At 65.7% G+C, this 15,307-nt stretch carries 16 protein-coding genes; 5 read left to right on the top strand and 11 right to left on the bottom strand.

The window, feature by feature from the left end:
- Positions 1-102: 102 nt before the first annotated feature.
- The 5 genes from rplO to ACSSV4_RS08805 all read right to left on the bottom strand — a co-directional run bounded on the left by rplO (position 103) and on the right by ACSSV4_RS08805 (position 3,989).
- Complete coding sequence (gene rplO, locus ACSSV4_RS08825; protein ID WP_454274777.1) at positions 103-576, bottom strand: 50S ribosomal protein L15; 474 nt, start codon at positions 574-576, stop codon at positions 103-105.
- A 243-nt stretch (positions 577-819) separates the two neighbouring features.
- On the bottom strand, positions 820-1,644 hold the full coding sequence (locus tag ACSSV4_RS08820) for an ABC transporter permease (protein ID WP_454274776.1): 825 nt from the start codon (positions 1,642-1,644) through the stop codon (positions 820-822).
- Complete coding sequence (locus ACSSV4_RS08815) at positions 1,641-2,393, bottom strand: ABC transporter permease (protein WP_454274775.1); 753 nt, start codon at positions 2,391-2,393, stop codon at positions 1,641-1,643. Before ACSSV4_RS08815 ends, ACSSV4_RS08820 begins: the two co-directional genes overlap by 4 nt.
- A 9-nt stretch (positions 2,394-2,402) precedes the next feature.
- Positions 2,403-3,179, bottom strand: coding sequence for a transporter substrate-binding domain-containing protein (locus tag ACSSV4_RS08810; protein ID WP_454274774.1), 777 nt, complete (start codon positions 3,177-3,179; stop codon positions 2,403-2,405).
- A gap of 30 nt (positions 3,180-3,209) precedes the next feature.
- A complete protein-coding gene (locus tag ACSSV4_RS08805) occupies positions 3,210-3,989 on the bottom strand; it encodes an ABC transporter ATP-binding protein (RefSeq protein ID WP_454274773.1) in 780 nt (259 codons plus the stop codon).
- 56 nt (positions 3,990-4,045) lie between these two features.
- Here ACSSV4_RS08805 and ACSSV4_RS08800 point away from each other — a divergent pair, with 56 nt between their 5' ends.
- The 4 genes from ACSSV4_RS08800 to ACSSV4_RS08785 are packed head-to-tail and all read left to right on the top strand — an operon-like array spanning position 4,046 to position 8,323.
- Positions 4,046-4,732, top strand: coding sequence for a TetR/AcrR family transcriptional regulator (locus ACSSV4_RS08800; RefSeq protein ID WP_454274772.1), 687 nt, complete (start codon positions 4,046-4,048; stop codon positions 4,730-4,732).
- A gap of 2 nt (positions 4,733-4,734) precedes the next feature.
- Entirely contained in the window at positions 4,735-5,922 is a 1,188-nt protein-coding gene (locus ACSSV4_RS08795; RefSeq protein ID WP_454274771.1) for a pyridoxal phosphate-dependent aminotransferase, read from the top strand.
- Positions 5,919-7,517: a 5-guanidino-2-oxopentanoate decarboxylase gene (locus tag ACSSV4_RS08790; RefSeq protein ID WP_454274770.1), complete on the top strand. Its 1,599-nt coding sequence runs from the start codon at positions 5,919-5,921 to the stop codon at positions 7,515-7,517. Before ACSSV4_RS08795 ends, ACSSV4_RS08790 begins: the two co-directional genes overlap by 4 nt.
- A 14-nt stretch (positions 7,518-7,531) precedes the next feature.
- Complete coding sequence (locus ACSSV4_RS08785) at positions 7,532-8,323, top strand: dimethylarginine dimethylaminohydrolase family protein (RefSeq protein WP_454274769.1); 792 nt, start codon at positions 7,532-7,534, stop codon at positions 8,321-8,323.
- A gap of 91 nt (positions 8,324-8,414) precedes the next feature.
- On the opposite strand, the gene ACSSV4_RS08780 is transcribed toward ACSSV4_RS08785, so the two are convergent.
- The 6 genes from ACSSV4_RS08780 to ACSSV4_RS08755 all read right to left on the bottom strand — a co-directional run bounded on the left by ACSSV4_RS08780 (position 8,415) and on the right by ACSSV4_RS08755 (position 14,050).
- Positions 8,415-9,821 (bottom strand): FAD/NAD(P)-dependent oxidoreductase, encoded by a 1,407-nt coding sequence (locus tag ACSSV4_RS08780; RefSeq protein WP_454274768.1) that lies wholly within the window; start codon positions 9,819-9,821, stop codon positions 8,415-8,417.
- Positions 9,818-10,111 (bottom strand): 2Fe-2S iron-sulfur cluster-binding protein, encoded by a 294-nt coding sequence (locus ACSSV4_RS08775; RefSeq protein ID WP_454274767.1) that lies wholly within the window; start codon positions 10,109-10,111, stop codon positions 9,818-9,820. Before ACSSV4_RS08775 ends, ACSSV4_RS08780 begins: the two co-directional genes overlap by 4 nt.
- Positions 10,092-11,186 carry an NAD(P)/FAD-dependent oxidoreductase gene (locus ACSSV4_RS08770; RefSeq protein WP_454274766.1) on the bottom strand — a complete coding sequence of 365 codons (1,095 nt, stop codon included), beginning with the start codon at positions 11,184-11,186 and terminating at the stop codon, positions 10,092-10,094. Before ACSSV4_RS08770 ends, ACSSV4_RS08775 begins: the two co-directional genes overlap by 20 nt.
- A gap of 59 nt (positions 11,187-11,245) precedes the next feature.
- Positions 11,246-12,262 carry a TRAP transporter substrate-binding protein DctP gene (gene dctP, locus ACSSV4_RS08765; protein WP_454274765.1) on the bottom strand — a complete coding sequence of 339 codons (1,017 nt, stop codon included), beginning with the start codon at positions 12,260-12,262 and terminating at the stop codon, positions 11,246-11,248.
- Positions 12,263-12,301: 39 nt separating this feature from the next.
- On the bottom strand, positions 12,302-13,417 hold the full coding sequence (locus ACSSV4_RS08760) for a TRAP transporter large permease (protein ID WP_454274764.1): 1,116 nt from the start codon (positions 13,415-13,417) through the stop codon (positions 12,302-12,304).
- 162 nt (positions 13,418-13,579) lie between these two features.
- Positions 13,580-14,050, bottom strand: a complete 471-nt coding sequence (locus ACSSV4_RS08755; RefSeq protein ID WP_454274763.1) for a TRAP transporter small permease — start codon at positions 14,048-14,050, stop codon at positions 13,580-13,582.
- Here ACSSV4_RS08755 and ACSSV4_RS08750 point away from each other — a divergent pair.
- Positions 14,049-15,092, top strand: a complete 1,044-nt coding sequence (locus ACSSV4_RS08750) for a LysR family transcriptional regulator (protein ID WP_454274762.1) — start codon at positions 14,049-14,051, stop codon at positions 15,090-15,092. The genes ACSSV4_RS08755 and ACSSV4_RS08750 overlap by 2 nt on opposite strands.
- Positions 15,093-15,307 lie beyond the last annotated feature (215 nt).

Raw genomic sequence — 15,307 nt, 5'->3', positions numbered from 1 at the left:
CTTTCATGTGACAACGCCGCCTAGGGCTGTTTTCCAGCTCAGGCGGCGTCAAAAGGAAAACTCGAGGACTATGTAAGCGGGCGCAGGCCCGCTCACAACCTCTTATTCAGCGGCCTGCGCTGTTGTGACCGAAAGCGTGCCCCCGGCTTTCTCGACCGCGTCGATGGCCGACTTCGAGGCGCCGGTCACGGCGATATCGAGCTTCGCGGTCACTTCGCCCTTGGCCAGAACGCGCACACCGTCAAGCTTGCGCCGCACGAGGCCCGAGGCTACGAGCACATCCTCAGTGATCTGGGCCGAGCCGTCGATCTTGCCCGCCTCGATGAATTTCTGGATCAGGCCGAGGTTCACCACGGCAAAGGATTTGCGGTTCGGCTTGTTGAAGCCGCGCTTGGGCAGACGCTGATAGAGCGGCATCTGGCCGCCCTCATAGCCCTTGATGGCCACACCCGAGCGGGATTTCTGACCCTTGATGCCCCGGCCACCGGTCTTGCCCATGCCCGAGCCCGGGCCACGGCCGATACGCTTCTTGGTCTTGGTTGCGCCTGGATTGTCGCGCAGTTCATGCAGTTTCATTGTCGCTTCTCCTTGCCGGATGCGGCCCCCAGCGACGGGAGCGGCCGAACGCGGCTTGCGTGAAAGATTGAGTCGGGCCCTTATGGCCACCGTGGGCGTATAGACCCGGCCCGCCCCGGGATCAAGGGCCGAGTTGCCAACCCATTGGCGGCTTGCGCCCCGTCAACGCGGTGCCCTCAACTCCTGAAATGCCTGGCGAAATGGAGGCGTCGGGCAGCGCGCTATCCGCACGCCCGAGGCGCTTTATGGCTGTCTGACGGCTTTTTCGGCTACGGCGGTGGTCGCTCCGGAAAGGTCGGCACGCGTGCCGCGCCGTTCCCAGCGGCTGAACAGCAGGGTTATGACCCCCGCCACCAGCAAGTAGGCCACTGCGAGCAGCAACAGCGGCTCGTAGACGATGAAGGTTTCCGCCCGCACCCGCGAGGAGACGGAGTAGATCTCCATCACCGTGATCGTCGCGACCAGCGGGGTGGCCTTGAGTTGCAGGATGGTCTCGCCGCCCAGCGTAGGCAGCACGTTGCGCACCGCCAGCGGCAGCCAGATCCGGCGGAAGATGGTAAAGCGCGACATGCCAAAGGCGCGCCCGGCCTCCAACTGCCCCCTGTCCACGCCTGAGAAGGCCCCGCGCATGACCTCGCCCTCATACCCGGCATAGGACAGGGTCAGCGCCAGAACCGCATAGGGCCACGCCTGACGCAGATAGGGCCAAAGCTCGCTGTTGCGGATCTCGGGGAATTGCGGGAACAGTGACCCCAGACCGTAATAGAACAGCCAGATCTGCAACAGCAGCGGCGTGCCCCGTATAATGGTGCAGAACCCCCTCGCCGGTGCCGACAGATACCAGGGGCCGATCGCCTGTGCCATGCCAAGCGGTATGGCGAGCAGCATGCCCAGCACCGAGGTGACGACAAGCAGCCAGATCGTCGTCCACAGCCCCTCAATCGCGAGCGGCGCATATTTTGGCAGCCAGTCCCACCGCAGGGCAAAGGCGCACCAGATCACGAAGGCCGCGAAGATCCCCATCAGGATCAGCCGGTGCGGCTTCAACAGCGGGCGCAGGGCGGTCATCGCCGACCCTCCCGCAGCGATGGCTGGCCGCGCCGGGACCATTTCTCGATCCAGCCGAAGACGACGCCGGAGCCCAGTGTCACCATCAGGTAAAGCGCCCCGGCGGCGAGAAAGAAGGTGAAATAGGCCCGCGTGCTGCTGGCGGCCTGGCGGGTTTCGAGGGTCAGTTCGTTAAAGCCCACGATGGCCAGAAGCGCCGTGTCCTTGGTGGCGATCAGCCAGAGATTGGCGAGCCCCGGCGTCGCAAAGGACATCATCGCGGGGATCGTCACCCGGCGCATCAGCAGCAGCGGCGGCATGCCAAAGGCGCGCGCCGCCTCGATCTGGCCCGGCGGCACCGCCTGGATCGCGCCGCGCAGCACCTCGGTCGCATAGGCGCCCTGAACGAGCCCGAGCACCCAGATCCCGGCGACCACACCGTTGATTTCGACCCGGCCATAGCCCATGGCTTCGGCGGCCTTGTTGATCAGGTCGGAGCCCGCGTAATAGAGGATCAGGATCAGCACCAGCTCCGGCACCGCCCGGATCACCGTGGTATAGATGGCGAGCAGATCGCGCAGGATCGGACCGCCGTAAAGCTTGCCGCAGGCCCCGAACAGCCCGATGATCAGGCCGAGGCCGAACGCCCCGAAGGCGATCTGGAGCGAATGCAGCAACCCGCGCAGAAGGTTGCTGCCCCAGCCCGGCGGGGACAGGGACAGCAGTTTCAGACTTTCGGTCAGTCCGAGGGCGTCGATCAGGGCATCCAAGTCCGGGCTCTACTCGGCCAGGATGCTCGTATCGAAATAGCGCGCGGTGATTTCGTCGTGCGTTCCGTTTTCGATGATCTTGGCGATACCGGCGTTGATCGTCTCGCGCAGGTCGTCGTCGCCCTTGCGCAGGCCGGCGCCGACCCCCTTGCCGAGGATGCTTTCGTCATTCGGCACCGCGCCCTTGATCTCGCAGCAGGCGCCGGCGTCGGAATTGACGAATTCGCCCATCGCGATGCTGTCGGCCTGGATCGCGTCGATGCGGCCCGAGACCAGATCCTGGTTTGCCTCGTCCTGGGTCTGGTAGACGCGGATCTCGGCGGCGGCATCGGCGAAATGCGCGTTAGCATAGGCCTGGTGCGTGGTCGCGGCCTGAACCCCGAGGATCTTGCCGTCCAGCGAGGCGGCGCTTGGTGCGATATCCATCGACTTGTCGGCGACGATCACTGCCGGGGTGTTGTAGTAGGGATCGCTGAAATCAATGGTTTTCATGCGCTCGTCGGTGATCGACATCGAGGCCATGATGGCGTCGATCTGCTGGCCGGTCAGTGAGGGAATGATGCCGTCCCACGCGACCGGGGTGATCACGCAGTCAAGCTCGGCGGCGTCACAGACGGCGTTGATGATCTCGACTTCCCAGCCGCCCCATTCGCCCGAGGCATCGAGCGAGGCGAACGGCGGATAGGGTTCGGCCGCGATGCCGATCTTGACCTCTTCGGCCACGGCAGCGCCAGCGCCAAGCGCCCCGGCAAGGGTCGCGACAGCGAGGGATTTCATGAGTTTCATTTGGCTATCTCCTGTTGGTTTGGTTGGTTTTCAGTGAACTGTTTGCAGGAACTGCTGCAACCGCTCGGAGCGCGGGTTGGCAAACAGCTGCTCCGGCGGCCCCTGTTCTTCGATGCGGCCTTCGGAGAGGTAGACGACATGGCTTGCGACCTCGCGCGCGAATTTCATCTCGTGGGTGACCAGCAACATGGTGCGGCCCTCGTTCGCCAGATCGCGGATCACGCGCAGCACGTCCCCCACCAGTTCGGGGTCAAGCGCGCTGGTGGGTTCGTCAAAGAGCATCACCGTCGGATCGACCGCCAGCGCGCGGGCAATCGCGGCGCGCTGTTGCTGGCCGCCGGACAGGTAGGCGGGATAGGTGTCGGCCTTGTCGCGCAGCCCGACACGGTCGAGCAGTTCGAAGGCGCGTGCCGTCGCCGCGTCGCGATGCATCCCCAGCATATGGACCGGAACCTCGATCACGTTTTCCAGCAATGTGCGGTGGGTCCAGAGGTTGAAGCTCTGGAACACCATGCCCAGCCGACTGCGGATGCGTTCGATCTGACGCCGGTTGGCGGGGCGTCCATCCGCGCGCATGGCAACTTCCTCGCCATCGACGATGATCTGTCCCGAGGTCGGCGTCTCCAGAAAATTGGTGCAGCGCAAGAGGGTCGACTTGCCCGATCCGCTGCCCCCGATGATGGCGACGACATCCCCCTTGCGGGCGTCGAGAGACACCCCCTTCAAGACTTCGACAGAGCCGAAATTCTTTCGCAGGTCAATGACCTGTATTGCGGCTGGCTCGCCGTCTGCGGTGCGATTCGCAGTCAAAGGAACTGTCCCGATGTTGCATTTTCAGCTTGTAGTTAGGCAGAGGGCGCGTAATTATGCAAGTGTATAGTTTGGTCATCTTCCATCACAAGGCCGCCGCCCGCATGAGTGCCGATCAGCGCAAGTTCACCCGCGAATTGCCCGCGCAGCGGCGCGAGCAGCTGATCCTTGCAGTGTTGTCGCTGATTGCGCGGAAGGGTGTGCGCGCGTCCACGGTGCGCGATATCGCGCAGGAGGCCGGAGTCACGCAGGGGCTGATCCGGCATTACTTCGGCTCCAAGGAAAGCCTGGTCGCGGCGGCCTATGATTATCACATGAGCCGGATGACCGATGCCGTCTGGCAGGCGAGCGACAAGCCCGGGCCCCGGGCGCGTCTGGCGGCCTTCGTGATCTCGTCGCTGTCGCCGCCGGTGCTGAACCGCGACTGGGTTTCGCTCTGGGCGGCGCTGTTGGGCAGGGCGATGCAGGATCCGCAGTTGGTGAAGACGCATGAGCGCACCTACTGCTATTTCCGTGACCGTCTCGAATCGCTGATCGCGGACGCGCTGCGGCATGCGGGGCGACCGCATACAGAGGCCGAAACGCGCCGACTGGCCATCGCCTGCAACGCCGTCATCGACGGGCTGTGGATCGAGGGCGGCGCACTGCCGGACGCGTTCGCCCAAGGGGAATTGACGGCCATCGGGCTGCGCTCGGTCGGGGCGCTGGTCGGGCTGCCGCTTGAAGATACAGAGGACTTGTGAAGATGAAATATGCAGGCATCGTCGACCGCCTCGCGGGGTTGGGGGGCGCCAAGTGGGATGTCCATTTCCGCGCCCGGGAACTGGCCGCCCATGGCCGTGACATCATCGAACTGACAATCGGCGAACCCGATGTCGCGACGCCGCAGGCGCTGACCGATGTGGCCGTTGACGCGCTGCGGCGCGGGCGCACCGGCTATTCCGACGGTCGCGGCGAGGACAATCTGCGTGCCGCACTTGCGCAAAGATATGCGCAGAGCACCGCAACCCGGATCGAACCCGACCGGGTCCTGTGCTTTCCCGGCACCCAGACGGCGCTTTTCGCGGTCCTGATGGGGCTGGCCGAAACCGGCGACGAGGTTCTGGTCGGCGACCCGATGTATGCCACCTACGAGGGCGTGATCCGCGCCACCGGAGCGGCGATGGTGCCGGTGCCGCTGTCGTCGTCAAACGGCTTTCGCATCCGCCCCGAGGATATCGCGGCGCGGATCACGCCGCGCAGCCGCGCAATCCTGCTGAACACGCCGCACAATCCGACCGGGGCGATCCTGTCGCGCGCGGATCTGCGGGCAATCGGCAAGCTGGCGCAAGAGCATGACCTGTGGATCATCGCGGACGAGGTCTATGAAGAGCTGGTCTTTGACGGCGAGACATTCCATTCCCCGCTGTCGATCCCCGAACTGGCCGACCGGGTGGTTGTGGTGTCGTCGATCTCGAAGTCGCATGCCGCGCCGGGCTTCCGCAGCGGCTGGGCGATCGGACCGGCCGAATTTGGCGCGCGGTTGCTGGCCCTGTCGGAAACGATGCTGTTCGGCAACCAGCCCTTCATCGCCGACATGACGGCGGCGGCGGTCAGCACGCAGTCCGGGGTGGCGGCGGGCATGCGCGCCCGCTTTGCCGCGCGCGCCGCACGGCTGCACGCCCGGCTGAGCGCGGAGCGGACTCTGGAGGTGCACGCGCCCAAGGCCGGGATGTTCGCCATGGTCAATGTCGAGAAGACCGGGATGAGCGGCCATGCCTATGCCCTCGATCTGCTTGAGAGTGCAGGCGTGGCCGTGATGCCGGGCAGCGCCTTCGGGGCAAGGCTCGATCACTGGATTCGCGTCGCGCTGACCGTGGACGACGCCCGCTTTGACACGGCCTGCGACCGGATTGTCGCGCATGCCCGCCACCACGCAGGAGCCTCGGCATGACACGGACAATCGGCGAGGCGCTGGTGCGGCGGCTTGAGGCGCATGGCGTGGATACGGTGTTTGGAATTCCCGGTGTGCATACGGTCGAGCTTTACCGAGGGCTTGCCGCCTCACCCATTCGCCATGTCACGCCACGGCACGAACAGGGCGCGGGTTTCATGGCCGACGGCTATGCGCGCGCCTCTGGCAAGCCCGGCGTGGCGCTGGTGATCACCGGCCCGGGGCTGACCAACACGCTCACCCCGATGGCGCAGGCCCGGGCCGACAGCGTGCCGATGCTTGTCATATCCGGGGTGAATGTCCTGTCCAGTCTCGGCAAGGGGCTTGGCCATCTGCATGAACTGCCCGACCAGTCGGCGCTCGCGGCCACGGTGGCGCTTGACAGCGCCCGGGTGACAACCGACGTCGGCCTTGCAGATGCCGTGGATCGCGCCTTTGCCCGCATGGCCGAGGGGCGGCCGGGACCAACCCATATCGAGGTGCCGCTGGATGTGGCCGGTCAGACGCATGACGTCGCCATGCCGCCCCCCTCAGCCCCGCAACAGCCGAGCGAGTCGACGGACCGGATCGCGGCGGCGGCGGATCGCCTGCGCCGCGCCGAACGGCCGGTCATTGTGGTCGGCGGAGGGGCCACGGCGGCGGCCGGTGATCTGCGCAAGCTGGCCGAACGGCTGGATGCGCCGGTGGTGCTGACCACCAACGCGCGCGGCCACATGCACGGGCATCCGCTGGTCATTCCCGCCAGCCCCAGCCTGCCGCCGGTTCGGGAGTTGATCGAAGCCGCCGACTGCGTGCTAGCCATCGGCACGGAACTCGGGCAGACCGATTACGACATGGACTTCACCGGCAGCTTGCCACGGTTTCCGGGCCTTGTCCGCATGGATATTTGCCGCACGCAACTTGCCCGGCACCCCGCCGACCTGACCTTGCACAGTGCCGCCGCGCCGGGCGTTGCGGCCCTGCTCGCGGCGCTCGAGGACCACAAGGCGCGAGGGCAGAGCGGTGCCGAGCGCGCGCAGGACATCCGCGCGCGGGCCTTTGCCAGCCTCACCGCCGAACAGCAGGCTCAGGTGGGTTTTCTGGACGCGGCCCGTGCGGTGCTGCCGAACGCCCTGATGGTCGGGGATTCCACGCAGCTGATCTATGCGGGCAACCTCTATTACGACCATGACCGGCCCGGCGGCTGGTTCAACGCCGCCACCGGCTATGGTGCCCTCGGCTACGGTATCCCCGCCGCCATCGGCGCGGCGCTGGCCTGCCCGGACACGCCGGTGCTGTGCATCACCGGCGACGGCGGGGCGCAGTTCGTCCTGCCCGAACTGATGACCGCCGCCGATGAAAACCTGCCGGTGATCTTCCTGATCTGGAACAATCACGGCTATGGCGAAATCGCGGTCTCGATGGAGGGTGCCGGGATCGAGGTCGTCGGCTGCGATCCGACGCCGCCGGATTTCGCGCTGGTGGCGGCCTCCTGCGGCATGCCCTACACCCTGTGCGCCGAGACACCCGACGCACTGGCCGAGGCCCTGCGCCGCGCCGCCGACACTCGGGGGCCATCAATCATCGAGATCCGCACCGCCAAGATGACCCGCTAACCGGAGCAACGCCCATGACCGATCCCACCTGTCACTTCAGCCATGCCATCACGCGGCAACCCGCCGCAAGCGCCGTGGACGGACTGCGCGCCCATGATATCGGACCGCCGGACATGGCCCGGTTGCAGGCTGATCATGACGCCTATGTCGCGGCGCTGCGGGCCACCGGGGCCGAGGTCACGGTTCTGCCGCCGCTGAGCGGCTATCCCGACGCAATGTTCGTCGAGGATACCGCGCTCTGCCTGCCGCAGGGGGTGGTGATCCTGCGCCCCGGGGCCCCGTCGCGCCTGGGCGAGGCCGCCGAGATGGTGCCGGAACTGGTCACGCATTTCACCGAACTGCGGCACATCGACGGGCCGGGATATGTCGAGGGCGGGGACATCTTGGTGACCGGGCGCGAAATTCTCGTGGGCCGGTCGGCGCGCACCGACGCGGCGGGCGTGGCCGAACTCGCGCGCATCGTCGCGGACTGGGGCCACAGGCTGCGCGAGGTCGAGACGCCCGCCGATATCCTGCATTTCAAGACCGACTGCTCGCTTCTCGATGCCGAGACCATCCTGACCACCGAACGGCTCGCCGCGGCGGGCTGCTTCGAGGGCTGTCGCCTGTTCTACACCGCCGAGGGCGAAGAGGCCGCGGCCAACACGATCAGGTTCAACGACGTGGTTCTGATGCCGGGTGGCTTTCCCCGAACCGCCGAGCGGCTTGATCGGGCCGGGTATACGCTGGTCGAGATCAACAACAGCGAATGCGCGAAGCTCGATGGCGGAATGTCCTGCCTGTCGCTGAGGTTCAATCCGGCTTGACGGACCCGGCGGCGGAGATGGCCGCCAAACCTGCCCGACGCGGGCGCGAATCTTTCGGCGCAGGCGCGTTGACCGGTGTCGATCGGTTCGCTCAGTCGCCCGCCTGCTCTGGCGTGCCCCGGTCAAGGGCGTCCATGGCCGCCAGTTCGCCCAGCGTGACCGGCTTGAGCGGAGGGCGGACGCGGTAGTAGCCCGTCTCGTCAGGCGTTCTGCCATGCGCTGCGGCCAGAAGCGCGGTGACGGTCAAACCGCAGTAGCGGCCCTGACAGGGCCCCATCCCGGCGCGCCCGAACGCCTTGGCCTGGTTCGGGCCGAGGCACCCCAGCCTGGCATGGCCCCGGATCGCCCCCGCCGTCACCTCTTCGCAGCGGCAGATCACGGTGGCATCCGCCGGATCAAGCGCCTGCGCCGCCGGGGGATAGGCCCTGTCGAGAAAGCGGCGCGCCGCCAGTTCCCGCGCCTTGGCCGCGCGCAGCGGGACGGCACGCCGGTCCCGGGTGGCGCGGTCGATACGCTCCAACTCCCCGGCCACCTGCAGCGCGGCCAGCCGCCCGGCGATCTTGGCCACCTTGGCGCCGCCGATCCCCGCGCCATCGCCCGCGATCAGAATCCCCTTCACATCGCTCTGCCCCCACTCGTCGAGCACCGGCACGAAGCCGTGTTGCGCCGCGTTCCAGACATGGCGCACATCCAGCGACCGCGCCGCCTGCGTGTTGGGCACCACCCCGTGATGCAGGAAGACGGTATCGCAGGCGATGCGGCGGGCGCGCCCCCGGCAGGCAAACGTCACCGCCTCGGCCCGCCCCGCGCCCTCGATGGCGATCGCGGTCGCGCCAGTATAGCGCGGCACGCCTGCGCGGATGATCTCGGACAGCAGGCCCAGCCCCTTGAGCAGGTAACGCCAGCCGCGCAGTGCACCGCCCATATGCCGCGCGGCGCGGATTAGGTCGGCGCGCGTCTGCGTCTCGATCAGCGCAATTGGCGGCGTGCCCGCCCGTACCATCTGCGCGGCGATGAGGTAAAGGAGCGGCCCCGCCCCCACCAGCACCGCGCGCCGCGCCAGCACGCCCGATTGCTTGAGCAGGATCTGTCCCGCGCCCGCGGTCATCATCCCCGGCAAGGTCCAGCCCGGCAGCGGCATGGGGCGCTCCAGCGCGCCCGTCGCAAGCAGCACGCGGCCCGCCTCGATCTGCGCCGCCGCCCCGCCCTGGGTGTAGGAAATTCTGAAATCCTCCTCGATGGTCCAGACCACCGCGCCTGCAAGATGCGTGATCCCACCCGCGCGCAGGCCCGCCACCAGCGACGCGCCCTGCGTATAATCCTTGCCCAGAATATCGCCACGCGGCCCCGCCGCGCGTTCCACATCACGATAGATCTGCCCGCCCGCGCGCGGCTGTTCGTCCAGCACGCAGACCGACAGCCCCGCCTCCGCCGCAGTGGCCGCCGCCGCCATTCCGGCAGGCCCCGCACCGATCACGGCCAGATCATAGCGCGTCATGCGTGCCCCCCCTCATGCGGGCGGGCGATCTCCAGCCCCTCGGTCACCTCCATCATGCAGGCCTGCCGCACGGTGCGCTCCACCTCAATGAGGCAATCGAAACAGGCCCCCATCATGCAATAGGGCGCACGCGGCGCGCCCGAAACTGGCGTGTGACGCAGCACCGTCACCCCGGCCGCCAGCAGGGCCGCGGCCAGATTGGCCCCTTCGGGCATCATCAGCATCTCACCGGCAAAGCGCACCGGCACCCTGGGCCCCTCAGGGTCAATCTCAAGAAAAGCGGGCTTCACCGAACACCTCCAGATCAGGCGCATCACTGGTGCCCTCCAGCCAGTCGGGCAAAATCCGCGCATGGGCTGCGGCCAGCGTGATGCCGCTGTGACAGGTCACGAGATAGGCACCGGGCATCTCGGCACTTTCCTGATAGATCGGCAATCCGTCGGGCGAGAGCACCCGCAGCGCCCCCCAGGACCGGACAAGCTGCGCCTTTGCCAATGCGGGATAGGCCGCGATCGCCTCCGCGGCGAGGCCCGAGAGGCCCGGCTGCGTCACCCGGTCATCAAGGCCCACCTCCTCGTTGGTGGCCCCGTTCTGAATGCCGCCCTCATCCACCTGCCGCGCAATGAGCGAGAGGCGGTTGATGATCTTCGGCAGCTTCTCGGTGATCAGAACCTGCCCGCGCTGTGGCCTCACCTGCGCCTTGAAGCCCAGCTTCGGCCCCAACTGCGCCGCGCCCAGCCCGGCAGAGAGCACCAGCTTGCCCGCCTCGACCACCGTGCCATCGTCGCAGGTCACGCGAAAGCCGTCTGGCTTGATCACATCCGTTACCGTCTTGCCGGTCAGTAGCCGCCCGCCCATGCGCCGCACATCGGCGGCCAGCGCGCGCAGCAGGCGCAGCGGATTGGCGTGACCGTCCTGGTGATGCAGAATCGCACCCACCACCTTGGGCCCGATATGCGGCTCTTCCTTGCGGAGCGCATTGTGGCCCAGCACCTCGAACGGATAATCGCCGCCCAGTTTTTCCTTGAGCACCTCGTATTTCTCCACCGTCGCCTGAAGGCTCTCCTCGGAGAAATGGAAATCATAGCCGCCCTTCTGCTCCAGCCCGAGGTCTTGCCCCGTGGCGTCGCCCAACTCGGCGGCGAAATCGCCCCAGGCGGCGGCGGAGGTCTGGGACCATTGCGCATAGCGCGGCTGGTTCACGCCCTTGGATTGCACCCAGACCAGCCCGAAATTCCCCCGGCTGGCGCGGAACGAGCCGTCATCGCCATCCAGCACCGTCACCCGCAGCCCGCGCCGCAAGAGGCCCCACGCGGTCGATAGGCCGACGACCCCGCCGCCAATGATGACATAATCGCTGCTCATGGATTGCTTTCCCGGCTTGGGCTGACAGAGCGGACCGCGCCGCCCTGTCGTCTCTTGGCTCAGTTGCTCGCCGCGACCTTGTCGAGGATCGACTGACCCCAGTCGGCGACCACATCCTCGAGCACCTGCGGCCAGACATCGGTGCGCGCCTTGGCGGCCATGGCGGCCAGTTGATCGTCTTTCAATTCAACAACGGTCGCGCCCAGGTCATCCACCAGCCGCTGTTCGTTGCGCACCTGATCGGCCTCGGCCACTTCCCAGCGGGTCGCCTCGAACGCCGCCGCCTGTTCCTCGAACGCCGCCGCCTGTTCCTTGAGCGCGGCCTGATCCTCATCTGACAGCCCGGCAAGGCTCTCGTTCGAGATGATCATGTACCAGACCTCGAAATGGGTGTTGGCGGGGATATAGGTCTTGGTCACGTCGCGGAACGAGGCGTAATAGCCCTCGGCCCCCGACCCGATCACGCCGTCTACAACGCCGGTCTGCACGGCGGTGAACGCCTCGGAGAAGGGAATGGGCGACGGGATGTAGCCCAGCGCCTCGCCGGTCAGCTGAAAACTCTTGATGCCGGGCACGCGCACCTTGATGCCGTTGGGCTCGACCGACCCGGCATTCGGATTCCCAACATTGAGCGAGATCCCCCCGAAATAGACCGGATAGGCCGCCAGCATGGTGATGTCCTGCTCGGCATAAAGCCCGGCCATCACCTCGCGCACCACGCCACCGGGGCCGTAAACCGCGCGGGCCTGCTCCCAGTTGCCCGCCAGATAGGGGAAGGAGCTGATCTGCATCCGCCGGTCGGCGGCAGTGGCAGCGGGCTGTGTGGCCATGTCGATGGCACCCACGCTGATGCGCTCCTGCACCGTGGTATAGTCACCAAGCGCCGAGGCGGCGAAGATATTGACACTTACATCGCCGCCGGTGGCCTCGCCCACAGCCTTGGCAAAGGCGTTGAGTTCCACGTCAATGGTCGCGCTTTGGGGGCGGACATGGCTCATCTTGAGGTTCTGCGCCTCGGCCATGGGCGTGAATGCCATGAGCGCGGCGGCAGCGGTGGCCAGCATGGTATGTTTCATTCGGTAATCCTCCGTGTTGATTTCAGTGTCGGGTTGGCTTCAGGGGGCCACGTCATATCCGAAGAAGCGTGGCAGAAAGAGCGACATGTCCGGCCAGAGCGAGGTGAGGAACACCACCGGCACGTAGCCGAAGAGAATGAGCTTCATCGCGGGCGGGATCACCTTCGTCACCTTCACCTTGCCGATCCGCGCCCCGAGATAGAGGATCGAGGCATAGGGCGGCGTGACGCCTCCCATGGCAGTGTTGACCCCCATGATCGCGGCAAATTGCACCGGGCTCACCCCGATGGCGTTCATCAAGGGCAGCAGAAGCGGCGCGATCAGGATGATCGCGGTCACATCGTTGACGACCATGCCGACGAGAAGCAGCAGGATGTTGATCATGATCAGCAGCAGCACCTTGTTCTCGGTGATCGAGAAGATGCCCTGCACCAGTTGCTGCGGGATGCTCTCGTAGACGAACATTTGGGACAGAATCATCGAGAAAAGAATCATCATCATGATCGCACCCACGGCAGTGGCGGCCTCGCGCCCCGCCGACAGGAAGTTTTCCAGACGCAGACCCTTGTAGATCAGGAATCCCACCGGCACCGCGTAGATCACCGCGACAGCGGCGGCCTCGGTCGGCGTCATGATCCCGCCATAAATGCCGCCAAGGATGATCACCGGCCTCAGCAGCGCCGGAAAGGCATGAAAGCCGCGCCGCGCCACCTCGCCCGACAGCTCCGAAAACGACGGCTTGTCGTCGAGCACCAGCGGGAACTTGCGCGCCATGACGAGGTTGATCACAGAAAAGGACACCATGATCAGCAGACCCGGCCCGAGCGTTGCCAGAAAACAGGCGAGGATCGAGGTGTCGGTCACCCAGCCATAGACGATCATCGTCACCGACGGCGGAATGAGCAGCCCGAGGATCGACGAATTGGCAATCAGCGCGGTGGCGTATTCGCGCGGATAGCCGCGCTTTTCCATCTCGGGGATCAGCAGCGGGCCGATGGCGGCAATGCCGGTGAGGCCAGAACCCGAAATCGCCCCGATCACCGCGCAGGAGACGGCGGCGACCACGCCAAGCCCGCCCCGCACATGGCCGATGAACGCGTTGACGAAGCGCAACAGCGAGGCGGCAAGCACAAAGAGCGGAATGGCCAGCAGCACCGGGTTGCCAAGTTGCTGAAACCCCCCAGAGCATCATGCCTTTCATGGTCACGTCGCCGAAAAAATACATCACCATCAGCGCCGCGCCGAAACAGTAGGGCAGCGGCACGCCCAGCGTCAGCGTGATCACCAAGAGGGCAATGGCCAAAAGGGCGATCTCGATCATGACGGCGCTCCCAGGGACAGACGGCGCAGATGTGCCACCAGATGCAAGGCCGTATAGGCCATCATCAGCCCCAGTCCGACCAGCAGCGCGATGTCGGAATAGAAGGTCGGGATATAAAGCGTCGGGCTCTCGCGCCAGACGCGCCAGGCGTATTGCGTGTAGTCCCACGCCCAACTGAGCAGCCACAGCCCAATGATCAGGCTGATCACCTCGCCCACGATGGCGAGGATCGTATGCCCGCGCTCGGTCTTGACGAAGATTTCAAGCACATTGGCGCGGATATGGGTGTTCTCGCGCGAGGCATTGACCGAGCCCAGGATATAGAGCCAGAGCGCCGGATAGAGCATCGTCTCTTCCAGCCCCATCACCGGCACCTGCAACACATAGCGCGTGACCACCTGCACGAACTGACCCAGCGCCACCACGCAGATCAGCGCCGTGAGCAGGTATTTCGCGAATGTATCCATGGCGTCCCCCTCTCCGGTGTCTCGTCGCACCGGCTTTCAAACGATTACACTGGACAAGATATATAAATTCAATTTGATTATATCTTTGATTCCATCAATCTGCTTTATGGGTAAAATGTACCTCTCTCTCCGCCAGCTCGCCACCTTCCGCGAGGTCATGCGCTCCGGCTCGATCAGCGAAGCCGCCCGGAGCGTCGGCCGTACCCAACCTGCCGTCTCGGCCATGGTGAAGACGCTTGAGGATCAGCTTGGCTTTCCCTTGTTCCTGCGCACCCACGGCAAGCTGTCAGCGACCCCCGAGGCTCATTTCTTTCTCGAAGAATGCGAGGAAATCCTGGGGCGTGTCGAACGCACGGAACGCACGCTCGAACGGATCAGCGCGCTGCAATCCGGCAAGTTGCAGGTTGCCTGCCATCCCGCGGCCTCCAGCGTCTTCCTGCCCCGCCTGATGACGCGATTCCTGAAGGGGCGGGACGACCTGGATATGTCCCTCATCATGCGGTCCTCGGACGTGATCGAGGACCTGATCGCATCCCAGCAATTTGACGTCGGGTTTTCCGAAACGCCGCAACCACGCGCGTCCATCCTGAAAACCGACTATGATCTGGAATGCGTGTGCGTGTTGTCGGTTGATGACCCCCTGGCGCAGGTCGATGTGGTCACGCCCCAAGACCTCGCGGGGCGCCCGATGGCGGTGCTCTTCGACGACCACACCACGGCGGTGCAGACCGAAGCCGCCTTTCGTCATGCCGGATGCCGGTTCAACAAGCGGCTGGAGCTGCGCACCTTTCTGCCCGGTTTGCAGTTTGTCGCCGCTGGCGTCTGCGTGATGGTCTGCGACATGATCACGGCCTATGGCAACCTGCAAGCGCCGTCCTCGGGACGACTGGCGATCCGGCGTTTCCGGCCTCGGATCTCGAACAGTGTCTCGATCCTCACCCCGGGATATGCCGCGCAATCCATTGTGAGCCAGGCGTTTATCGCCGAACTCAGGACAGCCGTCGTCCAGATGCAGTCTGAAATCGGTGACGCCTTGCTGTAACCGTGCCCCCGCTCCTGGCATGGACGCCCGCTGCCTTCCTGCGGGCTTACCCGTGCGGCGTGGCTGGTCTCGTCCGCCGTCTGCTTGAATCCCGGAACCGAGCGCGGGCCAAGGCACAAATCGGGGCGCAGGCTCGTGTCGGCACTCGCGTGCGGGATTTTCAATTCGCGACGCGGATTTGACGCGGCAACGAGAATCCGCGGTGGAGTTTGCAG

The organism is Roseovarius sp. MBR-154, assembly GCF_053628595.1.
This window is presented reverse-complemented; position numbering and strand designations above follow the sequence as displayed.